General features: G+C 42.6%; 19 protein-coding genes and 1 tRNA gene. 6 read left to right on the top strand and 14 right to left on the bottom strand.

Annotated features, from left to right (window positions below):
• Positions 1 to 68 precede the first annotated feature (68 nt).
• The 13 genes from fusA to deoC form a co-directional block, all read right to left on the bottom strand.
• Positions 69 to 2,177 (bottom strand): elongation factor G, encoded by a 2,109-nt coding sequence (fusA, locus tag ACT3RM_RS09970; protein ID WP_444511372.1) that lies wholly within the window; start codon positions 2,175 to 2,177, stop codon positions 69 to 71.
• 27 nt (positions 2,178 to 2,204) lie between these two features.
• On the bottom strand, positions 2,205 to 2,675 hold the full coding sequence (rpsG, locus tag ACT3RM_RS09965; RefSeq protein ID WP_444511371.1) for a 30S ribosomal protein S7: 471 nt from the start codon (positions 2,673 to 2,675) through the stop codon (positions 2,205 to 2,207).
• A gap of 97 nt (positions 2,676 to 2,772) precedes the next feature.
• On the bottom strand, positions 2,773 to 3,147 hold the full coding sequence (rpsL, locus tag ACT3RM_RS09960) for a 30S ribosomal protein S12 (protein WP_010367657.1): 375 nt from the start codon (positions 3,145 to 3,147) through the stop codon (positions 2,773 to 2,775).
• Between the two features lie 195 nt (positions 3,148 to 3,342).
• Positions 3,343 to 7,515: a DNA-directed RNA polymerase subunit beta' gene (rpoC, locus tag ACT3RM_RS09955; protein ID WP_444511370.1), complete on the bottom strand. Its 4,173-nt coding sequence runs from the start codon at positions 7,513 to 7,515 to the stop codon at positions 3,343 to 3,345.
• A 102-nt stretch (positions 7,516 to 7,617) separates the two neighbouring features.
• Entirely contained in the window at positions 7,618 to 11,643 is a 4,026-nt protein-coding gene (gene rpoB, locus ACT3RM_RS09950; protein WP_441992915.1) for a DNA-directed RNA polymerase subunit beta, read from the bottom strand.
• Positions 11,644 to 11,913: 270 nt separating this feature from the next.
• Positions 11,914 to 12,276: a 50S ribosomal protein L7/L12 gene (gene rplL / locus ACT3RM_RS09945; protein ID WP_441833690.1), complete on the bottom strand. Its 363-nt coding sequence runs from the start codon at positions 12,274 to 12,276 to the stop codon at positions 11,914 to 11,916.
• Between the two features lie 77 nt (positions 12,277 to 12,353).
• On the bottom strand, positions 12,354 to 12,848 hold the full coding sequence (gene rplJ / locus ACT3RM_RS09940) for a 50S ribosomal protein L10 (protein WP_441833689.1): 495 nt from the start codon (positions 12,846 to 12,848) through the stop codon (positions 12,354 to 12,356).
• 317 nt (positions 12,849 to 13,165) lie between these two features.
• On the bottom strand, positions 13,166 to 13,870 hold the full coding sequence (rplA, locus tag ACT3RM_RS09935) for a 50S ribosomal protein L1 (RefSeq protein ID WP_441833688.1): 705 nt from the start codon (positions 13,868 to 13,870) through the stop codon (positions 13,166 to 13,168).
• A gap of 4 nt (positions 13,871 to 13,874) precedes the next feature.
• The gene (gene rplK / locus ACT3RM_RS09930) at positions 13,875 to 14,303 is read right to left on the bottom strand and encodes a 50S ribosomal protein L11 (RefSeq protein WP_441833687.1); all 429 of its coding nucleotides are present in this window, start codon (positions 14,301 to 14,303) and stop codon (positions 13,875 to 13,877) included.
• Positions 14,304 to 14,516: 213 nt separating this feature from the next.
• Positions 14,517 to 15,074 carry a transcription termination/antitermination protein NusG gene (gene nusG / locus ACT3RM_RS09925; RefSeq protein ID WP_441833686.1) on the bottom strand — a complete coding sequence of 186 codons (558 nt, stop codon included), beginning with the start codon at positions 15,072 to 15,074 and terminating at the stop codon, positions 14,517 to 14,519.
• Positions 15,075 to 15,078: 4 nt separating this feature from the next.
• Positions 15,079 to 15,459 carry a preprotein translocase subunit SecE gene (secE, locus tag ACT3RM_RS09920; protein WP_441833685.1) on the bottom strand — a complete coding sequence of 127 codons (381 nt, stop codon included), beginning with the start codon at positions 15,457 to 15,459 and terminating at the stop codon, positions 15,079 to 15,081.
• Between the two features lie 131 nt (positions 15,460 to 15,590).
• Positions 15,591 to 15,667 (bottom strand) — tRNA-Trp (locus tag ACT3RM_RS09915).
• 141 nt (positions 15,668 to 15,808) lie between these two features.
• Entirely contained in the window at positions 15,809 to 16,567 is a 759-nt protein-coding gene (gene deoC / locus ACT3RM_RS09910) for a deoxyribose-phosphate aldolase (protein WP_444511369.1), read from the bottom strand.
• Positions 16,568 to 16,961: 394 nt separating this feature from the next.
• On the opposite strand from deoC, the gene cysG reads away from it, so the two are divergent.
• From cysG to cysQ, 6 genes are read left to right on the top strand one after another with little or no spacing between them, the layout of a single operon-like run.
• Positions 16,962 to 18,383, top strand: a complete 1,422-nt coding sequence (cysG, locus tag ACT3RM_RS09905; RefSeq protein ID WP_444511368.1) for a siroheme synthase CysG — start codon at positions 16,962 to 16,964, stop codon at positions 18,381 to 18,383.
• A gap of 53 nt (positions 18,384 to 18,436) precedes the next feature.
• Entirely contained in the window at positions 18,437 to 19,336 is a 900-nt protein-coding gene (gene cysD, locus ACT3RM_RS09900) for a sulfate adenylyltransferase subunit CysD (RefSeq protein ID WP_441834507.1), read from the top strand.
• Positions 19,336 to 20,763, top strand: a complete 1,428-nt coding sequence (gene cysN, locus ACT3RM_RS09895) for a sulfate adenylyltransferase subunit CysN (RefSeq protein ID WP_444511367.1) — start codon at positions 19,336 to 19,338, stop codon at positions 20,761 to 20,763. The genes cysD and cysN overlap by 1 nt, the downstream gene beginning before the upstream one ends.
• Positions 20,764 to 20,807: 44 nt before the next feature.
• The gene (locus ACT3RM_RS09890; protein WP_441834509.1) at positions 20,808 to 22,532 is read left to right on the top strand and encodes an SLC13 family permease; all 1,725 of its coding nucleotides are present in this window, start codon (positions 20,808 to 20,810) and stop codon (positions 22,530 to 22,532) included.
• A gap of 41 nt (positions 22,533 to 22,573) precedes the next feature.
• Positions 22,574 to 23,173, top strand: coding sequence for an adenylyl-sulfate kinase (cysC, locus tag ACT3RM_RS09885; RefSeq protein ID WP_441834510.1), 600 nt, complete (start codon positions 22,574 to 22,576; stop codon positions 23,171 to 23,173).
• A 3-nt stretch (positions 23,174 to 23,176) separates the two neighbouring features.
• Positions 23,177 to 23,947, top strand: coding sequence for a 3'(2'),5'-bisphosphate nucleotidase CysQ (cysQ, locus tag ACT3RM_RS09880; protein WP_441834511.1), 771 nt, complete (start codon positions 23,177 to 23,179; stop codon positions 23,945 to 23,947).
• A gap of 66 nt (positions 23,948 to 24,013) precedes the next feature.
• Here the strand turns inward: cysQ and ACT3RM_RS09875 are convergent.
• Positions 24,014 to 24,237: hypothetical protein (locus ACT3RM_RS09875; protein WP_444511366.1), on the bottom strand; the 224-nt coding region annotated here is incomplete at its 5' end.

The raw sequence follows: 24,237 nt of genomic DNA, 5'->3' as shown, positions 1-24,237 counted from the left end.
CTTAAAAAATTCCTATAAAGAAATTAAAGGTCCAGCTCATTATTGAGCCAAACCAAGCTAAAAATTACTTAAGTGCGAGCTGCAATTATTTTATCCGCAACATTTTTTGAGGCTTCAGCGTACTTCAAAAACTCCATAGAGTAAGAAGCACGGCCCTGTGTTGCAGAACGCAGATCAGTAGCATAACCAAACATTTCAGAAAGTGGTACTTGAGCGTTAACTTGTTTAAGTCCGCCAAACGCATCTTCCATACCTTCGATTATACCACGGCGACGATTTAAGTCGCCAACTACATCACCCATGTTTGTCTCAGGAGTGAGTACTTCAACCTTCATCATTGGCTCTAAAAGTACTGGATTTGCTTCAAGCGCACCCTGTCTCATTGCCAGTGAACCTGCTATTTTAAATGCCATTTCATTCGAGTCTACATCATGGAACGAACCATCATATAAAGTCGCTTTAACGCCAAGTAACGGGTAGCCTGCCAGCACACCTTGAGCCATTTGCTCTTGGATGCCTTTGTCTACTGCAGGGATGAATTCTTTAGGAATAGAGCCACCTACGGTTTCGTTAACGAACTCGTAAATTGGTGCATCATCATCCGAAACATCCATCGGTTCAAGTTTAACCCAAACATGACCATATTGACCACGCCCACCTGATTGACGTACGAACTTCCCTTCAACTTTTACAGTTTCACGGATAGCTTCGCGGTATGATACCTGCGGCTTACCAACGTTGCATTCAACACTGAATTCACGTTTCATACGGTCGACAATGATATCAAGGTGAAGCTCACCCATACCAGAGATAATTGTCTGGCCTGATTCTTCGTCAGTTTGTACACGAAAAGAAGGGTCTTCTGCCGCTAGTTTACCTAGCGCGATCCCCATCTTGTCTTGGTCAGCGATTGTGCGAGGCTCAACCGCAACAGAGATAACTGGTTCTGGGAATTCCATACGCTCAAGCGTAATAATGGACTTCGGATCACACAGAGTCTCACCTGTTGTTACGTCTTTGAGACCAATAGCTGCCGCAATATCGCCTGCGTAGACTACTTTGATCTCTTCACGTGAGTTTGAATGCATCTGAACGATACGACCAAAACGCTCACGCTTATTTTTTACTGGGTTATATACCGCGTCACCCTGTTTAACAGTACCAGAGTAAACACGGAAAAAGGTTAAAGTACCAACAAACGGGTCTGTTGCAATCTTAAAAGCAAGTGCAGCAAACGGCGCTTTATCATCAGCAGGACGTTCTTCCTCTGTACCATCTTCGAGGATACCTTGGATTTGTTTCACTTGTGTTGGAGAAGGCATAAACTCAACAACGCCATCAAGCACTGCTTGAACGCCTTTGTTTTTAAATGCACTACCACAGGTCACAGGAACAATTTCGTTCGCTAATGTACGTTGACGTAAAGCATTTTTAATTTCTGCTTCACTTAACTCTTCACCTTCTAAATACTTATCCATTAGTTCTTCTGAAGCTTCAGCAGCACTTTCAACTAAATGAGAGTGCCATTCTTCTGCAAGCTCTTGAAGATCTGCCGGTATTGCCTCATAAGTGAAAGTCATTCCCTGGTCTTTATCATTCCAGTTAATAGCTTTCATTTTTATAAGGTCAATAACACCTTTAAAGTCGTCTTCAGCGCCAATTGGCAGCTGAATTGGAACAGGCGTTGCTCCAAGACGAGATTTCACCTGGCTAACAACCGTTAAGAATTCAGCGCCCGTGCGATCCATTTTATTTACGAAGATCATTCTCGGAACTTCGTATTTGTTCGCTTGACGCCAAACAGTCTCAGTTTGCGGCTGTACACCCGATGAAGCACAAAGAACAACTACCGCACCATCTAATACACGTAAAGAACGTTCTACTTCGATAGTGAAATCCACATGTCCTGGAGTATCAATAATATTGATTCGATGGTCGTCAAATTGCGCGTCCATCCCTTTCCAGAAACACGTAGTTGCAGCAGAAGTGATTGTAATACCACGCTCTTGTTCCTGCTCCATCCAATCCATAGTTGCGGCGCCATCATGTACTTCACCAATCTTATGAGAAAGACCGGTGTAGAACAGAACACGTTCTGTTGTGGTGGTTTTGCCTGCATCTACGTGAGCGACAATACCGATATTGCGATAGCGCTCAAGTGGAGTTGTACGTGCCATAAAATCCTCTTAAAGGTTAAGGACAGATTACCAACGGTAATGTGCGAATGCTTTATTCGCTTCAGCCATACGGTGAACGTCTTCACGTTTCTTAACCGCAGTGCCTTTGTTGTCAGAAGCATCAACAAGTTCTTGAGCTAAACGTAAGCCCATAGATTTCTCGCCACGCTTACGTGCAGAGTCTACTAACCAACGCATACCTAATGCGTTGCGACGTACTGGACGTACTTCAACTGGTACTTGATACGTAGAACCACCAACACGGCGAGATTTAACCTCAACCTGTGGGCGGATGTTTTCAAGTGCAGTTTCAAAGATTTCAAGGTGCGGTTTGCCTGATTTCTCAGCAGCCACGTCTAGCGCACCATAAACGATTTTTTCAGCAGTAGATTTCTTGCCGTCTAACATTACGATGTTAACGAACTTAGCAAGAAGTTCCGATCCGAACTTAGGATCTGGAAGAATTTTACGTTGACCTATTACGCGTCTTCTAGGCATTTTGTATCTCCGGTTTATTCAGGTTTGCTCTTTCGAGTCAATCACCCAAAACAATAATTAAAAATATTTAGTGCTTGGCCTTACTAACGGAATACAATTACCCTTTAGGGCGTTTTGCACCGTATTTAGAACGAGCTTGACGACGGTCGTTAACGCCTGCACAGTCAAGTGCACCACGAACAGTGTGAAAACGCACACCTGGTAAATCTTTAACACGACCACCACGGATTAGGATAACACTATGCTCTTGAAGGTTATGACCTTCACCACCAATGTATGATGTTACTTCGAAACCGTTAGTTAAACGTACACGAGCTACTTTACGTAACGCCGAGTTTGGTTTCTTAGGTGTAGTTGTATATACGCGAGTACATACACCGCGCTTTTGCGGACACGCTTTAAGCGCAGCTGAGTTACTTTTCGTAACCTTGCTACGGCGTGGCTTACGCACTAGCTGGTTAATAGTTGCCATTTAAATAGCTCCTGATTGATTAAAATTACTACTGAAAAAAATAAAAAAATCCGCCCTTTTTACAAGCTTGTTACAAACACGCAAGTAAATGGGTGGCGGAATTTTAATGAGCAAAGTTTAACCTGTCAACCTAAACTACGCGTGAGGCAGAAAATATCTGCCTCACTAAAGCCTAATCTATTGATTAAGCTGAGTTTATTGATTTCCTGACAAGTCAGCGTTTAAAGCGTCAGTTAGTGCTTGAGTTGCCTCTTCTGCACTTACTGTTTGCTCTTCAACGATGTCAACTTGCTTACGACGGGCCATACGGTCCTGATGATACGAAAAGCCGGTACCGGCTGGGATCAATCGACCCACAATTACGTTCTCTTTCAGACCACGTAGCTCATCACTCTTACCATTTACAGCGGCATCAGTTAGGACACGAGTTGTCTCCTGGAACGAGGCTGCCGAGATGAAAGATTCGGTCGCTAGTGATGCTTTTGTGATACCCATTAATTGGATTTCAAACTTAGCAGGGATCTTACCTTGTTTTTCAAGGTCGCGGTTTGAGATATTCACTCGTGCCACTTCGATTTGTTCACCGGCTAAGAACTCAGTATCACCACCGTCTAGAATGGTACATTTACGTAGCATTTGACGGATGATTGTTTCAATGTGCTTATCATTGATCTTAACGCCTTGCAAACGGTAAACCTCTTGCACTTCGTTAACGATGTAGTTAGCAACATGAGTCACACCACGTAGGCGTAAGATGTCGTGTGGCGACTCTGGACCATCGGCGATAACTTCACCTTTAGACACTTGCTCACCTTCGAACACGTTAAGTTGACGCCATTTAGGGATCATTTCTTCATAATGATCGCCTTCAGCTGGAGTAATAACTAAACGCTTCTTACCTTTAGTCTCTTTACCGAAGCTAATCGTACCGGTTACTTCAGCTAAGATAGCTGGTTCTTTCGGTTTACGGGCTTCAAATAAGTCGGCTACGCGTGGTAGACCACCCGTGATATCACGAGTTTTCGAGCCTTCTTGCGGAATACGTGCTAGCACGTCACCTGGGTTTGCATTCGCACCATCTGTTACTTCAATCGTAGTGAATGCAGGAAGACGTGTTTCTTGCAGACCGCGCTCTTCATTTTCAATGATAAGCTTTGGTTCTTTCGCATTAATCTTAGCAAGATCTTTAACAACTACACGGGTTAAACCGGTTAGTTCGTCAGTTTGTGCTTCCGTATTTGAGTCATCAACATCGCTAAACGATACTTTAGACTTATGCTCAAGTACGATTGGGTGACTATGCGGGTCCCAAGTAGCAACGATATCGTTACCTTGAACTTCTGCATTGTCTTGCACTGTTAATACCGCGCCATAAGGCACTTTATAACGTTCTTTCTCTCGACCATGGCTATCGATGATAGTGATCTCGGTAGAACGTGAGGTAATAACAATCTTACCGTCTGTATTTAATACATATTTGGCATTGTGAAGTTTCAATGTACCGTTAGTTTTAACTTGTACATTGTTTTCAGCTGACGCTCTTGATGCTGCACCACCGATGTGGAAGGTACGCATCGTAAGCTGTGTACCCGGCTCACCAATTGACTGCGCCGCGATAACACCGACTGATTCACCCGCGTTGATGATATGACCACGTGCTAGGTCACGGCCATAACACTTAGCACAAACACCAAAGTCGTTATCACATGTGATAACTGAACGTACGCGAACTTCATCTACTGAATGCTCTTCTAGAAGGTCACATAGTTTTTCGTCAAGCATGATATTACGCTCAACTAGTACTGTGTTCGTTCCAGGGATCACAACTGGCTCAGCTACAACTCGACCAAGTACACGCTCGCGAAGTGCTTCTACAACATCACCACCTTCAATAAGCGGTTTCATTGTTAAGCCATCTTCAGTGCCACAATCATCTTCGTTAATTACCAAATCTTGTGCAACGTCTACTAGACGACGTGTTAGGTAACCCGAGTTCGCTGTTTTCAGTGCTGTATCGGCAAGACCTTTACGCGCACCATGCGTTGAGATGAAGTACTGAAGTACGTTTAGACCTTCACGGAAGTTAGCCGTGATTGGCGTCTCGATGATTGAACCATCTGGACGTGCCATTAGACCACGCATACCAGCTAGCTGACGAATCTGAGCGGCACTACCACGAGCACCTGAGTCGGCCATCATAAACACTGAGTTAAATGAGGCTTGCTCTTCTTTTTCACCTTTAGCATTAATGACGGTGTCTTTAGATAAGTTAGACATCATTTCACGCGATAAGTTTTCATTTACACGTGACCAGATATCGATAACTTTATTGTACTTTTCACCAGCCGTTACAAGACCTGATTGGAATTGTTGGTTTATTTCAGTTACTTCAGCTTCAGCTGCTTCAATGATCTCTGCTTTAACCGGCGGGATAACTAAGTCATCAATACCGATTGAAACACCTGACTTCATTGCATAGTGGAAACCGGTGTACATAACTTGGTCAGCAAAGATAACTGTATCTTTAAGACCTAGACGACGGTAACACTCATTTAATAAGCCAGAAATCTGCTTTTTACCAAGGGCTTGGTTGATTAACGCAAACGGCATGCCTTTTGGTAAAATTAGAGACAAAATAGCACGACCTACTGTGGTATCGATTACAGTAATAGTATCTTCTACTACACCAGCTTCGTTCTTCACTGATTGGCTAATACGTACTTTCACGCGAGCATGAAGGTCTGTATTGCCACTACGATATGCTTTTTCTGCTTCTTTAGGATCTTTAAAGATTGCACCTTCGCCTTTAGCGTTGATGCGTTCACGCGTCATATAATAAAGACCTAATACAACATCCTGTGAAGGAACGATGATTGGCTCACCATTCGCAGGAGAAAGAATGTTGTTAGTCGACATCATAAGCGCACGCGCTTCTAATTGTGCTTCAATCGTTAACGGTACGTGTACCGCCATTTGGTCACCATCGAAGTCGGCGTTATAAGCCGCACATACTAATGGGTGCAAGTGAATTGCTTTACCTTCGATAAGCACAGGTTCGAACGCTTGGATACCCAAACGGTGAAGTGTTGGTGCACGGTTAAGTAATACTGGGTGTTCACGAATGACTTCGTCTAGTACATCCCATACTTCCGCTACTTCACGTTCAACCATCTTCTTCGCGGCTTTGATTGTCGTAGCCATGCCACGACGCTCTAATTTGCCATAGATAAATGGTTTGAATAACTCAAGTGCCATCTTCTTAGGAAGACCACATTGATGAAGCTTAAGTGTAGGACCAACCGTGATTACAGAACGACCTGAATAATCGACACGTTTACCTAGTAAGTTCTGACGAAAACGACCCTGCTTACCCTTGATCATATCAGCAAGAGATTTAAGAGGACGTTTGTTAGAACCTGTTATAGCACGACCACGACGACCGTTATCAAGTAGCGCATCTACCGCTTCTTGTAACATACGTTTTTCGTTGCGTACGATAATATCTGGTGCAGCTAAATCTAGTAGACGCTTAAGACGGTTATTACGGTTAATAACACGACGGTAAAGGTCATTTAGATCAGAAGTCGCAAAACGACCACCGTCTAGTGGTACTAATGGACGTAGATCTGGTGGCAATACTGGAAGTACTGTCATGATCATCCACTCAGGGTTATTACCTGATTGGTGGAACGATTCCATTAATTTAAGACGTTTAGTGATCTTTTTACGCTTAGTTTCAGAGTTAATTGTTGGTAACTCTTCACGCATTTCAGCAATAAGTTGGCCAAGATCAAGTTCACGAAGCAAGTCTAATACTGCTTCAGCACCCATCTTCGCCTCAAACTCATCACCGTGCTCTTCTAATGAATCTAAGTATTCTTCTTCACCAAGTAGCTGGCCACGTTCTAACGTAGTCATACCTGGCTCAGTTACCACGAATGACTCGAAGTAAAGAACACGTTCAATATCACGAAGCGTCATATCAAGCATTAAGCCGATACGTGACGGTAATGATTTTAAAAACCATATGTGTGCAACTGGGCTCGCAAGGTCAATATGACCCATACGATCACGACGCACTTTAGTGAGTGTTACTTCAACGCCACACTTTTCACAGATCACACCACGGTGCTTAAGGCGTTTATATTTACCACATAAACACTCATAATCTTTCACTGGCCCAAAAATACGGGCACAGAATAAGCCATCGCGTTCAGGCTTGAAAGTACGGTAGTTGATTGTCTCAGGTTTCTTTACTTCACCGTATGACCATGAACGAACCATGTCTGGAGAAGCAAGACCAATGCGAATTGCATCGAATTCTTCGGTCTTATTTTGTTGCTTCAGAAACTTAAGTAAGTCTTTCACCTTAGCTCTCCTGTCGGAGGTTAATCTTTAGAGCGGATAGTTTCGCCCCTACATTCTATTCGGCCGTAACAGGCGCTACCTTAACGGTAGCGCCTAATTGGCTTAATTTTCTTCCAACTCGATGTTGATACCCAGTGAGCGGATTTCTTTTAACAATACGTTAAACGATTCTGGCATACCTGGCTCCATCTTATGGTTACCATCAACGATGTTTTTATACATCTTAGTACGACCGTTCACGTCATCCGATTTCACTGTTAACATTTCTTGTAGAGTGTAAGCAGCACCGTAAGCTTCAAGTGCCCATACTTCCATCTCACCGAAACGCTGGCCACCGAACTGTGCTTTACCACCCAGCGGTTGCTGAGTAACAAGGCTATAAGAACCAGTTGAACGTGCATGCATTTTGTCATCAACTAAGTGATTCAGTTTCAGCATGTACATGTAACCTACGGTTACTTGACGTTCAAACTCATCGCCAGTACGGCCATCATAAAGTGTTACTTGACCACTTCGTGGATAACCACCTAACTCAAGCATGTCTTTGATTTCGCCTTCTTTTGCGCCATCAAATGCTGGAGTAGCAATTGGTAAACCACCTTTTAAGTTTTCAGCTAAGCGACGAATTTCGTCATCAGAGAAGCTAGCAATATCTACTTTTTGACGGCAATTACCGATCTCGTAGGCTTGCTTGATGAATTCACGTAGCTCATGAAGCTCACGTTGTTCTTTCATCATTTCTTCTAAACGCTCACCGATACCACGTGCAGCTAGACCCATATGTGTTTCAAGGATCTGACCGATATTCATACGTGATGGTACACCTAGCGGATTCAATACGATGTCTACAGTACGACCTTTTTCATCGTATGGCATATCTTCTACTGGTACGATAGTCGAGATAACACCTTTGTTACCATGACGACCCGCCATTTTATCACCCGGTTGGATACGACGTTTAACAGCTAGGTATACTTTAACAATCTTAAGTACGCCTGGTGCTAAATCATCACCTTGAGTAATTTTACGACGTTTAGTCTCAAACTTTTTATCGTATTCAGCTTTAAGCTCATCGTACTGGGCAGCTAGTTGCTCAAGCTCAGCTTGCTTATCTTCAGCAGCAAGACTTTGCGTAAGTAGTTTTTCTGCATTTAAGGTAGCTAATGTATCTTCAGTTAGACCTGACTCGATAAGTAATTTACGAGCACGGTCTAACACGCCAGCTTCTAAAATACGGAACTCTTCGTTGAAGTCTTTCTTCGCTTCGCGAAGCTGCATGTCTTCAACTTCCAACGCACGCTTGTCTTTTTCAACACCATCACGGGTGAAGACTTGTACGTCGATTACAGTACCAGTTACAGAGTTTGGTACACGTAAAGAGCTGTCTTTAACGTCTGACGCTTTTTCACCAAAGATAGCTCGTAGTAGCTTCTCTTCTGGTGTTAATTGCGTTTCGCCTTTAGGCGTCACTTTACCTACTAGGATATCGCCACTTTTTACTTCAGCACCGATATAAACAACACCTGACTCATCAAGTTTGCCTAGTGCAGACTCACCCACGTTCGGGATATCTGCAGTGATCTCTTCAGGACCTAATTTAGTATCACGGGCGATACACTGTAGCTCTTGAATATGGATAGTCGTTAAACGATCTTCTTCAGCTACGCGCTCTGATAGTAAGATTGAATCCTCGAAGTTATACCCGTTCCATGGCATGAAAGCCACGCGTAGGTTTTGACCAAGGGCTAAGTCACCTAAGTCAGTAGAAGGACCATCTGCTAACACATCACCACGAGTTACCGGTTCACCAACCATACAAGTTGGCTTTTGGTTAATACAAGTGTTTTGGTTAGAGCGAGTGTATTTAGTTAAGTTATAAATGTCGATGCCAGCTTCACCAGCGACACGTTCATCTTCACGTACGTTTACAACGATGCGACTCGCATCAGCGTACATAACTTCACCACCACGTTTTGCAACAATCGTAACACCAGAATCTTTTGCTAGTGTTAACTCAATACCTGTTCCTACTAACGGTTTATCCGCTTTCAATGTTGGTACTGCTTGACGTTGCATGTTTGAACCCATCAATGCACGGTTAGCATCATCGTGTTCTAAGAACGGAATAAGTGCTGCCGCTACAGAGATCACCTGTTGTGGTGATACATCCATATATTGCATATCCATGCGACCCATAAAGGTGGACTCACCTCTATGACGACATGGGATTAGTTCATCAATAAATTCATTGGTTTCGGTTAGGTTTGAGTTCGCCTGTGCGATAACAAACTTACCTTCTTCAATAGCTGATAAGTAATCAACATCATCAGTTACAACACCGTTTACCACTTTGCGATAAGGTGTTTCTAAGAAACCATAGTCATTAGTACGTGCGTACGTTGACAATGAGTTAATTAGACCGATGTTTGGACCCTCAGGTGTTTCGATTGGACATACGCGACCATAGTGAGTTACGTGAACATCACGTACTTCAAAGCCTGCGCGTTCACGAGTTAGACCGCCCGGACCTAATGCAGAAATACGACGCTTATGCGTTACTTCTGATAGCGGATTATTTTGGTCCATAAACTGTGATAACTGAGACGAACCAAAGAACTCTTTAACCGCGGCCGAAATAGGTTTAGCGTTAATAAGATCTTGTGGCATGATCGCATCTAGGTCACCTAAGCTTAAGCGCTCACGTACAGCACGCTCAACACGTACTAAACCTACACGGAATTGGTTCTCAGCCATTTCGCCAACACTACGAATACGACGGTTGCCTAAGTGGTCAATATCATCAACATCGCCAACACCGTTACGAATAGCAATTAATACTTTCATAACCGAGACGATGTCTTCTTTATCTAGTGTGCCTGAGCCTGTATCAGAATCGTAACCAACACGGCTGTTGAACTTCATACGACCTACGGTTGATAAGTCATAACGTTCTTCAGAGAAGAATAAGTTCTGGAATAAGGCTTCAGCCGCGTCTTTTGTCGGTGGCTCGCCTGGGCGCATCATGCGATAAATTTCTACAAGAGCCTCTAAACGGCTGCCGGTTGTGTCGATACGTAAGGTATCTGACATGTACGAGCCGCTGTCCACTTCATTGATATAAAGAGTATCAATTTTAGTATGACCTGCTTTAACTAACTCAGCCATCAACTCAAGTGATAACTCGTCATTGGCATTTGCGATAACTTCGCCAGTTGACTCATCAACATAGCTTTTCGCAATAACACGGCCAATAATGTACTCATGTGGTACTTCTAGGTGGCTAATGCCTTTTTTCTCGATGCTCTTGATGTGGCGCGCGGTAATACGACGACCCGATTCAACAAGCACTTCACCGTCTTCACCTTTTATATCAAAGGCAGCGGTTTCACCACGTAAACGTGCCGGTACCAGTTCCATTAGAACTTTACCGTCAGTTACTTCAAACGTCGTGTTATCGAAGAAAATTTCTAAAATTTCATCGGTAGAATATTCAAGAGCACGTAAAATAATAGACGCCGGTAATTTACGACGGCGGTCAATACGTACATATAAGTTATCTTTTGCATCAAATTCGAAGTCTAACCATGAACCACGGTAAGGGATTACACGTGCGTTATAAAGCACTTTACCTGACGAGTGAGTTTTACCTCGGTCGTTATCAAAGAATACACCAGGGCTACGGTGTAGCTGAGAAACGATAACACGCTCTGTACCATTGATTACAAAGGTACCGGTATCGGTCATGAGCGGAATTTCGCCCATGTAAACTTCTTGCTCTTTAATGTCTTTAACTGTGCCTGGAGCTTCTTTGTCCATTACTATCAGACGCAATTTTACGCGAAGTGGAGCAGAATAAGTCACACCGCGAATTTGACATTCTTTTACATCGAAAACTGGCTCGCCAATACGATAACTTACGTATTGAAGCTCAGAATTTCCCGAGTAGCTTTTAATTGGGAACACTGAACGGAAGGCAGCTTCCAAACCATGTTCGCCATCAGCGTCCGGGACTAAGAATTTTTTAAACGATTCTAACTGTGTAGACAGTAAGAAAGGTATATCCAAAACTTGTGGACGTTTACCAAAATCCTTACGGATACGTTTCTTTTCAGAATAAGAGTAAGCCATGGGGTTCCTCAGCTTGCTGATCTTTGACCCGACCTGTTCTTGTAAGAACAGACTTAACTGGCATCTATGCCAAGATATACAACATTCAATTGTTGTTCTAGCAAACTCTCACTTTCAACACTAGCAAACTATAAAGCCTTGAAAGTAAAGAGAAAACCAGATTTTATTTGCGCTATAAGAAACATCGCTCTATAGCGCAAAAAGGCCGGTGATTAAATAATCACCAGCCCTTGCCTGATTTCTCAGGCAGCGAACCTAGCATAAGCTAGGTTACTTAACCTCAACTTCAGCACCAGCTTCAGTAAGATCTTTTGCAAGTGCTTCAGCTTCTTCTTTAGATACACCTTCTTTAACTGGTGTAGGAGCAGCTTCAACAAGCGCTTTCGCTTCTTTAAGGCCAAGGCCAGTAGCGCTACGAACAGCTTTGATTGCCGAAACCTTGTTAGCGCCAGCGCCAGTAAGGATTACGTCAAACTCTGTTTGCTCTTCAGCAGCTTCAGCAGCAGGGCCAGCTACTACAGCAGCAGCTGCAGTTACGCCGAATTTTTCTTCCATTGCTTCAACAAGAGCAACAACGTCCATTACTGACATTTCAGCAATTGCGTCAAGGATTTGGTCTTTAGTTACAGACATTACAAATTTCCTAATAATTAACGGACTCAAAGGTCCTAAAAAATTTTACACCGAAAGGGAGGTTAAACAGCTTAAAATTAAGCAGCTTGCTCTTCTTTCTGTACACGTACTGCTTCAATTGTTTTACACAATTTGCCAGCAGACGCTTCTTTCATAGCGCTCATTAAGCGTGCAACAGCTTCGTCGTATGTAGGTAGAGTTGCAAGCATGCCTGCGTCTACTACATTACCTTCAAAAGCGGCCGTTTTAACTTCGAATTTCTCATTCTTTTTCGCGAAATCTGCAAAGATACGCGCAGCAGCACCAGGGTGCTCTGATGAGAAAGCGATTAAGCTAGGACCAACTAATGAATCAGAAAGGCATTCAAATTCTGAACCTTCAAAAGCACGTTTTGCTAAAGTGTTACGGACAACTTTCATCCAAACACCGTTCTCACGAGCTTCTTTACGAAGGGCAGTAATTGCGCCAACTGTTACACCACGAGAATCTGCGATTACCGCAGAAAGAGCACCTTTGGCTGCTTCGTTGACTTCAGCAACAATTGCTTTTTTGCCTTGAAGATTTAAAGCCATGGGTGTTACTCCTGGTTTAATGGGGTCACCGACACTCGGCTTCCCTGTTCTACTCTACCCCACCAAAAAGGTGGAGATGCTTTTTACGGCGAGAGCCAGAAGATTAGGAAAAATCTATCTGGGGATTCACACCGTCTACGTAGGAAATTAAGGCCTAAACCACCTACGGTCTTGGACGGAAGCCCAATTTATCGTTTCACCCGAAAGCGCACCGAAATTATGGACTTCAACCCGAATTCTTTATTTTGCTAACTAGTCAAATTAATCAGCAAAATGGCGCGAAATTATAGTATAAATTTCACACCATGTAAACACCTTTAAGCTACAGTTGTACTTAAAGTGCCTTGGTCAACAGCAACGCCTGCGCCCATTGTTGTAGAGATGGTTACTTTCTTAACGTAAACACCTTTGGCTTGAGAAGGCTTAGCCTTCTTAAGCGCAACAATTAGTGACTCAAGGTTTTGTTGAAGTTGCTCAGCTGTGAAATCAACCTTACCAATAGTAGTATGGATGATACCATTTTTGTCATTGCGGTAACGCACTTGACCAGCTTTAGCATTTTTAACTGCTTCTGCAACGTTAGGAGTTACAGTACCAGTTTTAGGGTTTGGCATTAGACCACGTGGGCCTAAGATTTGACCTAGTTGACCAACAACACGCATAGCGTCTGGTGATGCAACAACAACGTCAAAATCCATCTCGCCTTTTTTAACTAGTTCAGCAAGATCTTCCATGCCTACTAGTTCAGCACCGGCTTCTTTTGCAGCTTCTGCATTAGCGCCTTGTGTGAATACAGCAACACGAACGTCACGACCTGTGCCGTTAGGAAGTACAGTTGCACCACGAACGTTTTGGTCAGATTTACGAGCATCGATACCAAGGTTAACAGCAACGTCAACACTTTCTACAAACTTAGCAGTCGCTAACTCTTTTAAAAGAGCAACAGCTTCATTGATTTCGTAATCTTTAGTTACTTCCACTTTTTCGCGGATAGTACGCATGCGTTTAGTTAATTTAGCCATTATCTTAGTCCTCTACGTTCAAGCCCATCGCACGCGCAGAACCTGCGATAGTGCGAACCGCACCTTCTAAATTAGAAGCTGTAAGGTCAGGTTGTTTAATCTCAACAATTTCTTCAAGTTGAGCACGAGTTACTGTGCCTACTTTCTCTGTGTTAGGACGGCCTGAACCTGATTTGATACCTGCAGCTTTTCTAAGTAAGTAAGCAGCCGGTGGTGTTTTCATGTCGAACGTAAAAGAACGGTCACCGTAAACAGAGATCACTACAGGAACTGGAGCGCCTTTTTCAACAGACTCTGTACGTGCGTTAAACGCTTTACAGAATTCCATGATGTTTACACCGTGTTGACCTAGTGCTGGACCTACTGGAGGACTAGGGTTAGCCATACCAGCAGCAACTTGTAGCTTGATAATAGCTTCAACTTTTTTAGCCATAATTAATACCTCATTTGGTGGGTCGTAGCCTTGTGCGCGCGAGGACGCGTACTCTAACGGCTTCCCAGTTTAAAAATTGGTTTCGTACTTTTTGTAATCAAATCAAGAAACTCTTTCTCTGAATACAAAAAGGCCGCTGATTATAAGTTAAGCAGCGGCCTTTTTCAAGCGTAACATTAAACAATTAAATATTTAGTCACGCTTTTAAATTATTTACTTATCTTGTTCAACTTGACCAAACTCAAGTTCAACAGGTGTAGAACGACCAAAGATAAGTACTGATACTTTCACGCGGCTTTTTTCGTAGTCAACTTCTTCAACCACACCACTAAAGTCAGCAAATGGACCATCAACAACACGAACCACTTCACCTGGCTCAAACAACGTAGCCGGCTTAGGTGCTTCTGCATTTTCTTGTAGACGATTTAGAATACGGTCAGCTTCTCTTGCGCTAATAGGTGCTGGACGATCTGATGTACCACCAATAAAGCCCATAACACGTGCAGTACTATTCACTAAGTGCCAGCTTGCGTCGTTCATATCCATTTGTACTAATACATAGCCTGGGAAGAATTTACGCTCAGATTTACGCTTTTGACCAGCACGCATCTCAACAACTTCTTCAGTAGGTACTAATATCTCGCCAAAGCTCGCTTCAAGACCTTCGATTTTAATATGTTCAATTAAAGTTTGCGCTACACGCTTCTCGTAACCTGAAAAAGCTTGTACTACATACCAGCGTAATTTAATTTCGTTATTCTCATCCGACATGGGATCAGATCTCCAATCCAGTTAAAAAGCCTACTGCGCGGAATAAAATGCCATCTAATCCCCAAAGGATAAGTGCCATAATCACAGTGGCTACCATTACAATAAATGTCGTATGCGTAGTTTCTCGGCGTGTAGGCCACACTACCTTACGTACTTCGATGCGTGCTTCTTTAGCAAACGTTAAAAAGGTACGTCCTTTTTCAGTTATTGCTGCAATGCCAAGGCCTACTGAAACAGCTACCACAACACCAATTGCACGTAGTAATACAGACTGATCTGCATACATGTGATTACCAACTACTGCACCTGCAAGTAGCGCTATTGCCACTAACCACTTTACTGAATCCATCGCTTTTGATGGTGTTTCTACTACATTCGTGCTCATAATATTATTACCTTAACTACAGACACAACAACCCTGCACATTGGCAGGGTTAATCCATTAAAATCTAAACTTAAAAACAGACTATTTAAACCGATTTTTAACCCTAGACTCTATCCTATACAGGATAAAACTGGCAGGGGCGGAGAGATTCGAACTCCCAACCGTCGGTTTTGGAGACCGCTGTTCTACCAATTGGAACTACGCCCCTGCAAAGTGGATGCCTATTATACTTACGCAAATCATTAACACAAGAGTAAAAGATACCCATCTGATAAAATCTTAACAGTTAATTAGGGGTTTAAAGTTAAAACAGCTTTATAGTCGCTTCTTATTAGCAATTCAAATCAAGTTACTGTTTTTCTAAGCTACTATATATATCCGCTAGTAAACTTGACGCGCCAAACCGAAATGTTCTCGGAGTTAAATACTCCTCACTCATCAAATTGGCAACTAGTTGTAAATAATTACTCGCATCCGCAACTGTTTTTACGCCGCCAGCGACTTTAAAGCCAACCTTTTTTCGTGATGCTTTAATAGTACGTAAAATAACATCGCTTGCTTCAATCGTAGCATTAATGGCCACTTTACCTGTGCTGGTCTTTACAAAGTCAGCACCACCTGCAATCGCAATTTCTGTCGCTTTTTTTATTAGTGCAGAGGTTTTTAATTCACCTGACTCAATGATTACTTTTAGTTTTACATGTTCAGGGCAAACATCTTTACTCGCGGTTACATATTCAAGCGCGAGCGCTTCATCCCCAGCTATCAATTGCTGATATGGTAAAACTAAATCAATTTCATCTGCGCCGCGTTCAATAGCAATCAGTGTTTCATTAATAACTTCGTTTAAAGGGGTATCCCCTTTAGGGAAATTTGTAACTGTAGCAACTTTGACTTGTTTAAGCTCTCGCTCGGCGAGAGCAAGCTTAGCGTCAGCAACAAAATTACTATAAACACAAATCGCAGCTGGCAAGCCCCAGTTTGACTTTATGCTCGCAATTAACGCTGTAATAGTTGTTGTGGTGTCGTGTCCATTTAAGCTAGTTAAGTCCATTAATTGTACGGCCAATGCCGCATCATTCGCTGAAGTTGTCGCCGCTGTTGTCATAAGTTCACCGTTAGAATTAAATTAACTGAATTTTGTATACCGTTACTTCTTAAAAAAACTGTCACTGCTGCAAAGTAACGCCTGATATTAATCCTCTGTGCAACGCTGAATCCTGCATCCTGAGGTGGTCTGGGTATAGTAGCAAAAATAACAGTAAGGACAACGAACCTTGCTATAGTTAATAACCAAACACTATAAGCTTACCTCTTTACTTAGCAACACTTACAATTCGTCGCAATCCCATGTTAAATAAGCCTTAAGCCAATTAACCGCACCCTATATAACATTTGGTTATATAAGCTGGGTTTTAATTATTTTTTACTTAGCTTGCAGCGCTATACTCTATATTTCTGAAAAACATCTATGCTGCGATTTTTCTTAAGGGGTTATACACGTGCAATACTTACCAATATTTACCAAACTCGATGACAAACCAGTACTGGTTGTTGGTGGTGGAGATGTTGCGCTTAGAAAGTGCCGTGCATTTTTAAAAGCTCGCGCAGCAGTGACATTAATAGCACCTGAATTCTGCGATGAGCTCATCGCACTTGCAGATAGTAACGAAATTACACTAATTAAAGCATACTTTAACGAGCAGCACCTCGATGGCATGATGCTGGTGATTGCCGCCACGGATCTTGAAGATGTTAATGCCCAAGTATTTGAGCTTGCCAATGCGCGTAATATCTTTGTAAACGTAGTCGATGATCAACCAAAATGCAGTTTTATTTTTCCATCCATTGTCGACAGAGACCCTATCACAATTGCGATTTCAAGTGCAGGCACAGCGCCTGTATTAGCAAGGCGTTTACGTGAAAAGCTAGAAACATTAATTCCGCAACATATTGGCCCATTAGCAACTTTAGTGGGTAGTTTTCGCGATAAGGTAAAGCAACGCTTTAAACATTTTTCCGATCGTCGCCAATTCTGGGAAAGCGTATTTGATTCATCAGTCGTCAGTAAAGTACAAAGCGGCGATACCACATCAGCTACAGAGCAACTTGAACAACTGTTAGACACTAAACCAGAGCCTGAAGGCGAAGTGTATGTAATTGGCGCAGGTCCAGGTGATCCAGAACTATTAACATTAAAAGCACTGCAACTAATGCAGCAAGCCGATATTGTCGTGTATGACTATTTAGTCTCTGATGAAATTATGGATTTGGTACGCCGCGATGCCGATCTCGTATGCGTAGGCAAGCGATTAGGCGATCACAGTGTAGCCCAAGAAGATACCAACCAAATGCTGGTTGATTTTGCCAAGCAAGGTAAAAAAGTGTGCCGTATTAAAGGGGGTGACCCATTTATTTACGGTCGTGGTGGTGAAGAGATACAAATACTAGCAGCCAACAAAATAAGCTATCAAATTGTACCGGGGATTACCGCCGCAGCAGGTTGTAGTGCGTATGCGGGTATTCCGCTTACTCACCGTGACCATGCTCAGGCAATACAGTTTATAACAGGTCACTGTAAAAAAGAGGGCCAAGAATTAGATTGGCAATCACTGGCTAAGCCAAATCAAACGTTGGCTATTTATATGGGGGTGATCAAATCGCCGCATATTCAAGCTCAATTATTAAAGTATGGTCGCGGTGCAGATACACCCGTTGCCATTATTGAAAACGGCACCCGCAAAGACCAACGCGTGGTTACCGGTAAATTAGGTGAGCTGGCCGATTTAATTGAGCGCCACAGTGTTATTTCACCAGCATTATTAATTATTGGTGAAGTTGCATCACTGCATGAGCAACTTCACTGGTTTGGCGAAAAAGCACAAACTAGTAGCTTTGCACAGCCCATTACGGGCGTGGCCTAAGCTGTAAACTATTTAGATTTTAACTTTTAATCATTTTAGTAGGACGACTAACAATGGCTTTAACTCACCTTCAGCAATTAGAAGCTGAAAGTATCAAAATCATGCGCGAAGTGGCTGCTGAGTTTGAGAACCCAGTTATGCTTTACTCTATCGGTAAAGACTCATCAGTGCTTTTACATTTAGCGCGAAAAGCATTTTACCCGGGCAAAATTCCGTTTCCGCTGCTTCACGTTGACACCAACTGGAAGTTTAAGGAAATGATTGAATTTCGTGACCGTATTTCTAAAGAATACGGCTTTGACTTAATCGTCCACAAAAACCCTGAAGGCCTAGCAATCGATATTAGTCCATTTACTCATGGCTCTGGTAAACACACCGACATCATGAAAACTCAAGGCTTAAAACAGGCACTTGATAAACACGGGTTTGATGCAGCTTTTGGTGGCGCACGCCGCGATGAAGAAAAATCTCGCGCTAAAGAACGTGTTTATTCGTTCCGTGACAAGCACCACAGATGGGACCCTAAAAACCAACGCCCTGAGCTTTGGAACACCTATAACAGTCAAGTTAACCCAGGTGAAAGCATTCGTGTTTTCCCACTTTCTAACTGGACTGAGCTAGATATCTGGCAATACATTTATCAAGAAAATATTGAAATGGTTCCACTTTATTTAGCTAAACAGCGCCCAGTAGTTGAGCGCGATGGCACATTAATCATGGTGGATGATGAACGTATGCCGCTTAAAGAAGGTGAAGTACCAGAAATGAAATCGGTTCGTTTTCGCACTTTAGGTTGCTATCCACTGACCGGTGCGGTGGAATCAACCGCCGGATCATTAACTGAAATTATTGAAGAAATGCTGCTATCGACCTCATCAGAGCGTGAAGGTCGAGTAATTGACCATGATTCAGCAGGTTCAATGGAGAAGAAAAAACGTGAGGGCTATTTTTAATGTCTAATCAAAATAACGATACAATTAACGAAGTAAGAGAGCTGGGCATTGACGCCTACCTTGCTCGCCAACAAGACAAAAGCTTATTACGTATGCTGACCTGTGGTAGCGTGGATGACGGTAAATCAACACTAATTGGTCGGCTATTACACGACAGTCACCAAATTTATGAAGATCAGTTAACGGCCTTACATAAAGATAACGAAAAAGTAGGTAACGCCGGTGAAGAGCTTGATTTAGCTCTGTTAGTTGACGGCCTACAGGCTGAGCGCGAACAAGGTATTACCATTGACGTAGCCTATCGCTACTTCTCTACCGCTAAACGTAAATTCATTATTGCTGACACCCCAGGCCATGAGCAATATACCCGCAACATGGTAACCGGCGCATCAACTAGTGATGTGGCGATTATTTTAGTGGATGCACGTTACGGTGTACAAGTACAAACAAAGCGTCACAGTTTTATTTGTGACTCATTAGGTATTCAGCAGTTTGTAGTTGCAATCAACAAAATGGACATCGTTGATTTTGACGAAACTGTTTATGAACGCATTAAAGCTGAGTACTTAAAATTTGCAGAGCAGCTTAATGTATCTAACATTAAGTTCGTGCCTATGTCAGCGCTTAAAGGCGACAACGTAGTAACTCGCTCTGAACACACCCCCTACTACACAGATAAGCCATTGCTTGAGTTACTAGAAGACTCGCCAGCGGCTGAAACCGATACCGGTTTTGAAGCACGTTTTCCGGTGCAATATGTAGTACGCCCTAACTTAAACTTCCGTGGTTTCCAAGGTACGTTAGCCTCTGGCAAGTTACATGTGGGCGATGCAGTTAAAGTATTACCATCGGGTAAATCATCAAATATCAAAGAGCTTGTCACTTTTAACGGCAACTTAGGTACCGCTGAAGCTGGACAAGCTATTACCATTACTCTTAACACTGAGATTGATATTAGTCGTGGCGATGTCATCGTGCCTGCAGATTCAACAGCGGCAGTAACTAACCTAGTACAAGCAAAGTTAGTTTGGATGCATGAAGCACCATTAGTGCTAGGTAAAAGTTATAACTTTAAGTTAGGTAGTAAAAACACCTCTGCTATCGTGAAAAAAATTGATCACACTATTGATGTAAACACTCTTGAACACGGCAATGCAGATAACTTACAACTTAACGAAATCGCGATTGTAACCCTTGAGCTTACCGAAACTATTTTGGCCGATGCTTATCATAACAATCACGAAACAGGCTCGTTTATCTTAATCGACCGCTTGTCTAATCTAACCATTGCAGCAGGTATGATTGAGCAAGTACTCACCAGCCAAGAGCAGCAAAGCAGCTTTAGTGAGTTTGAAGTTGAATTTAACAGCTTAGTTCGCAAGCACTTTCCGCACTGGCAAGCGCTTGATATATCTAAGCTTAAGTAACAGTGTCTCACAAGAGTCACTGGCCTGTTAAGGACGTATAAAGCATGTATGAACAGCTAGTATTAACAGGCATTATGCTAACTTTAGTAGGGTGCCTTTTTGGCACTCGACTAAAGCCTGCATGGCTTTTTTTTGGCGGTATTGGCACCGCCTATTTAGCTGGTCTTATTGGGCTTGAAGATATGCTCATTAACTATGCGAACCCTTCATTAATAACCCTTATTTTATTGGTACTGGTGTCTATAGCAATAGAAAAAACCACGCTAGTACAAAAGTTGGCACAGTCACTTTCAAAAGGTAGCTTAACCAGCTCAGTAACAAAGCTGGGGCTTTCAACCGCCTTTTTATCATCGTTTACTAATAATACGGCGGTGGTTGCTTCTTTAATTACAGCAATTAAAGACAATCCAACCCATTCCCCATCAAAGCTGTTATTACCCTTGTCGTACACTGCAATTTTAGGTGGCACAATAACCTTAATTGGCACCTCAACAAATTTAATCGTCAATGGTTTTGCCGTTGATGCAGGAATGGCCCCACTGGGCTTTTTCGACTTTACTTTAGTCGGATTAGGCGCACTAAGTGTAGGCCTTATCACTATCTTAGTGATGCTAAAGTACTTACCCGATAACGGTAAAAATGATCAAGAAGTGGTACCGTTTTACCTTGAAGGCAAAGTAGAAGCAGGCTCAAAACTCATTGGTAAAAGCGTAGAACAAAACGGCCTGCGCGAACTTAAAGATTTATTCCTCGCTGAAATTCTACGTGGCGATAAACGTATTTGCGCCGTAACACCGCAACAAGTTATCAAAGCAGGTGATGTATTATTATTTGTTGGTGATATTAAGTCAGTGCCTCTACTCACTCGCTTTGACGGCTTAAAAGTAGTGCATGATAAACACCAAAAAGATGTAGAGCACTTAGTTGAAGTGGTGGTAAGCCAATCATCAAAATTTATTGGTAAAACCGTTAAAGAAATTCGTTTTCGTGAGCAGTTTCATGCGGCAGTTATTGCGATTCGCCGTGGTCATGACCGCTTACAAGGCGGCCTTGGTAAAGTACAATTACAAGCGGGTGACTCATTAATACTCGCCCCCGGTAAAGATTTCCATAATGTGCCTAATCTGAAGCGCGAATTTGTCTATATCTCGGGGCTTGATTTACAAACTCATTTGCCCCCAAAACAATCTAACTTCGTACTAGCTAGTTTTGCTGGTGTATTAGGGCTGAGTATTATTGGCGCTGTACCGCTGGTGAAAGGCTTGCTAGTGTTATTAATTGGCTTAATGCTCACTGGTACAATAAAAATTAACGAAGTAAAACGCCGTTTCCCTATTGAGTTACTCGCTGTTGTAGGCAGCGCCATTGGCCTTGCAAAGCTAATGATAGGCACAGGCCTTGCGGGGCAAATATCATCAGCCATGTTTTATGTACTCGGGGATTTTGGCCCATATGGCGCATTTATCGCGATATTCATCATGACCGTATTATTTACCGAGTTAATTACTAATAACGCCGCCGCTGCGTTATCATTCCCGGTAGCATACGCGCTTGCCGTTGGCTTTGATGTTGACCCCCTACCGTTTATTATGGCGGTGGCCTTTGGCGCATCAGCTAGCTTTATATCACCATTTGGTTATCAAACTAACTTAATGGTTTACAGCGCCGGAAACTATCGTTTAAAAGATTATGTATTAATGGGTTTACCACTTTCTATAATTTATTCAATAACGGTACTAACCCTTATTCCGCTGGTATTTCCGTTTTAAGCCAGCGCCTACTTATAAGTATTTAATAAGAGAGTTTTACGATGGATGAGAACATTGTTTGGCATAACTACGCTATAACTAAAGCACAGCGTAGTGAGCACAAAAACCATAAACCCACTATTTTATGGTTCACGGGGTTTTCAGGTTCAGGTAAAAGTACTGTAGCAAACGCGCTTGAAGCCGCACTTAATCAGCAAGGTATTCATACCTACCTTCTTGATGGCGACAACGTACGTCACGGTTTATGTAAAGACCTTGGCTTTAGTGACGAAGACCGTGTTGAGAATATCCGTCGCGTAGGTGAAACAGCCAAGCTAATGGTTGATGCAGGTCTGTTGGTACTCACCGCATTCATTTCACCGTTTCGCGACGAACGCGATATGGTCAGAAACTTAGTTGATGATGGTGAATTTATCGAGGTATTTTTAGATACCCCACTGGATGTATGTGAAAGTCGCGATCCTAAAGGCTTATATAAAAAAGCCCGAGCCGGTGAAATTAAACACTTCACCGGTATTGATTCAGACTACCAAATACCTAATTCACCTGAAATAAGCCTAGATACCAGTAAAAACACGCTAGACCAATCGGTGCAAGAACTGATAGCGTATCTAAAACAACAGCAAATTATTAAAGGTTAAGTTATGAACCAAACGGAACTGCTAGAAGAGGTACTGATCCTTGCTCGCCAAGCCGGTACTGCGATTATAGGAATTTACAAAAAGGACTTTAATATTGAATATAAGGCCGATGAAAGCCCCGTAACCGACGCCGATCTAGCAGCTCATAAAGTCATTACCAATGGTTTAAAACACCTAACCCCAGATATACCCATATTAAGTGAAGAAAGCGCCGATATCAGCTGGGACGTACGTCAAAATTGGACCCGCTACTGGCTAGTTGATCCAATTGACGGCACCAAAGAGTTTATTAAAAAGAACGGCGAATTTACCGTCAATATCGCCCTGATTGAACATGGCAAGCCAACACTTGCAGTAGTAGATGCTCCTGCCCTAGGCGTGTCTTATTTAGCAAGTGAAGCCATCGGCGCATTTAAAGATAAAGGCGATGAGCGAATTGAGCTTAAAGTAACCACCAAACCTAATAAAGGGTTAATTCGTGTTGTAGGCAGTCGCTCGCACCCATCACCCGATTTAGCCGAGTTTGTAAAACGCTTTGACGAGGTTGAAATGGTGTCAAAAGGCAGCTCACTTAAGCTGTGTTTAGTGGCCGAAGGCAGCGCCGATATTTACCCGCGCTTAGGTCCAACTTGTGAATGGGATACGGGGGCCGGCCATGCCATTGCAGAAATCGCCGGTGCTAAAGTCACTAAACTTGATGGCAGCCCGCTTATTTATAACACTAAAGACGAATATTTAAATCCGTACTTTATTGTCAGTGCGATAGAAGAATAAGCGCAGTTTTGAGTGGTTAGCTATCAGTTGTCAGAAAAGTAATCGGACTTTATGACCTAGTTCTTTTTACTCTGAATATTTATGAGAGCGAGCTTCAAATACATCTTTAATATTATTGTATGCATTTTGAATATCACAATTAAAATGCTCAATATCTTCAAGCTGAAGATCGCTGCTTATTAATAAATGCTTGAGTTTATTAATCTGACCAAGGCATCTTCGGCTATACAGATACAAAATTTCCTCATAATCATTGTCAACTTTCTTCATTGCCATTCTTATCATCGGTG

Origin of the sequence: Pseudoalteromonas sp. AOP7-A1-14 (genome assembly GCF_052376275.1) — a bacterium.
Classification (GTDB): domain Bacteria; phylum Pseudomonadota; class Gammaproteobacteria; order Enterobacterales; family Alteromonadaceae; genus Pseudoalteromonas.
This window is presented reverse-complemented; position numbering and strand designations above follow the sequence as displayed.

Excerpts from the sequence above, each read along its gene's own strand:
- deoC (WP_444511369.1), bottom strand. The coding sequence starts at position 16,567 with ATGACAACAGCGGCGACAACTTCAGCGAATGATGCGGCATTGGCCGTA.
- secE (WP_441833685.1), bottom strand. The coding sequence starts at position 15,459 with ATGAGCACGAATGTAGTAGAAACACCATCAAAAGCGATGGATTCAGTA.
- cysQ (WP_441834511.1), top strand. The coding sequence starts at position 23,177 with ATGAACCAAACGGAACTGCTAGAAGAGGTACTGATCCTTGCTCGCCAA.
- ACT3RM_RS09890 (WP_441834509.1), top strand. The coding sequence starts at position 20,808 with ATGTATGAACAGCTAGTATTAACAGGCATTATGCTAACTTTAGTAGGG.
- cysN (WP_444511367.1), top strand. The coding sequence starts at position 19,336 with ATGTCTAATCAAAATAACGATACAATTAACGAAGTAAGAGAGCTGGGC.
- rpsG (WP_444511371.1), bottom strand. The coding sequence starts at position 2,675 with ATGCCTAGAAGACGCGTAATAGGTCAACGTAAAATTCTTCCAGATCCT.
- cysC (WP_441834510.1), top strand. The coding sequence starts at position 22,574 with ATGGATGAGAACATTGTTTGGCATAACTACGCTATAACTAAAGCACAG.
- nusG (WP_441833686.1), bottom strand. The coding sequence starts at position 15,074 with ATGTCGGATGAGAATAACGAAATTAAATTACGCTGGTATGTAGTACAA.
- fusA (WP_444511372.1), bottom strand. The coding sequence starts at position 2,177 with ATGGCACGTACAACTCCACTTGAGCGCTATCGCAATATCGGTATTGTC.
- rplJ (WP_441833689.1), bottom strand. The coding sequence starts at position 12,848 with ATGGCTTTAAATCTTCAAGGCAAAAAAGCAATTGTTGCTGAAGTCAAC.
- rpsL (WP_010367657.1), bottom strand. The coding sequence starts at position 3,147 with ATGGCAACTATTAACCAGCTAGTGCGTAAGCCACGCCGTAGCAAGGTT.
- rplL (WP_441833690.1), bottom strand. The coding sequence starts at position 12,276 with ATGTCTGTAACTAAAGACCAAATCCTTGACGCAATTGCTGAAATGTCA.
- rpoB (WP_441992915.1), bottom strand. The coding sequence starts at position 11,643 with ATGGCTTACTCTTATTCTGAAAAGAAACGTATCCGTAAGGATTTTGGT.
- rplK (WP_441833687.1), bottom strand. The coding sequence starts at position 14,303 with ATGGCTAAAAAAGTTGAAGCTATTATCAAGCTACAAGTTGCTGCTGGT.
- cysD (WP_441834507.1), top strand. The coding sequence starts at position 18,437 with ATGGCTTTAACTCACCTTCAGCAATTAGAAGCTGAAAGTATCAAAATC.
- rplA (WP_441833688.1), bottom strand. The coding sequence starts at position 13,870 with ATGGCTAAATTAACTAAACGCATGCGTACTATCCGCGAAAAAGTGGAA.